Below are 1,454 nucleotides of genomic sequence, written 5' to 3' on the forward strand. Positions count from 1 at the left end.
CGGAAGACGGATTTGCCTATCTTCCAACCTCGTCACTTCGACGCGCCATATCCAATGGGCACGCACACCCTATCCTCCTGCGTCACTCCTATCGTCAAACAAAACGTTACGGTACAGGAATTTCCACCTGTTGTCCATCGCCTACGCCTTTCGGCCTCAACTTAGGTCCCGACTTACCCTGAGCGGACGAACCTTCCTCAGGAAACCTTAGGCTTTCGGTGGAGGGGATTCTCACCCCTCTTTTCGCTACTCATACCGGCATTCTCACTTCCAAGCGCTCCATTTTCGGTTTCCCTCCAACTTCGCTGCACTTGGAACGCTCCCCTACCATTCTTTCGAATCCACAGCTTCGGTGAACGTTTTAGCCCCGTTACATTTTCGGCGCAGAGTCACTTGACCAGTGAGCTATTACGCACTCTTTGAATGGTGGCTGCTTCTAAGCCAACATCCTGGTTGTCTGTGCAACTCCACATCCTTTTCCACTGAAACGTTACTTGGGGACCTTAGCTGGTGGTCTGGGCTGTTTCCCTTTTGACTACGGATCTTAGCACTCGCAGTCTGACTCCCGTGATACAAGACAATGGCATTCGGAGTTTGACTGAATTCGGTAACCCGGGAAGGGCCCCTAGTCCAATCAGTGCTCTACCTCCATCGCTCAAAACACGAGGCTAGCCCTAAAGCTATTTCGGGGAGAACCAGCTATCTCCGAGTTCGATTGGCATTTCACCCCTACCCACACCTCATCCCCTGATTTTTCAACATCAGTGGGTTCGGACCTCCATTCCGTGTTACCGGAACTTCATCCTGGACATGGGTAGATCACTCGGTTTCGGGTAAACAGCTACGTACTATGGCGCCCTATTCAGACTCGCTTTCGCTGCGGCTCCGACTTCTCATCTTAACCTTGCACGCAACCGTTACTCGCCGGTTCATTCTACAAAAGGCACGCCGTCATTCCTTCATGGAACTCCGACTGCTTGTAAGCACACGGTTTCAGGATCTCTTTCACTCCCCTCCCGGGGTGCTTTTCACCTTTCCCTCACGGTACTGGTTCACTATCGGTCGCTAGGAAGTATTTAGCCTTGGGAGGTGGTCCTCCCAGCTTCCCACGGGGTTTCACGTGTCCCGCGGTACTCAGGGTACATCTCGGAGAGAAGCGGTTTTTAGCTACGGGGCTGTTACCCTCTTTGGCTGGTTCTTCCAAAACCAATTCGCCTAACCACTTCTTTTGTAACTCCATATGAGATGCCCTACAACCCCAAAGGTACAAGCCCTTTGGTTTGGGCTATTCCCATTTCGCTCGCCGCTACTCAGGGAATCGAGTTTTCTTTCTCTTCCTCGGGGTACTTAGATGTTTCAGTTCCCCCGGTCTGCCTCTGACCACCCTATGAATTCAGGTGGCAGTCCTTCTCCTTCGAGAAGTGGGTTTCCCCATTCGGAAATCTCCGGATCAA

1 rRNA gene is annotated in these 1,454 nt (G+C 52.1%); it reads right to left on the reverse strand.

From position 1 onward, the window contains the following. Positions 1–1,454: ribosomal RNA gene (locus AC5WOF_RS19385) — 23S ribosomal RNA — on the reverse strand; the annotation flags it as partial.

The organism is Shimazuella sp. NTD250, assembly GCF_059510375.1.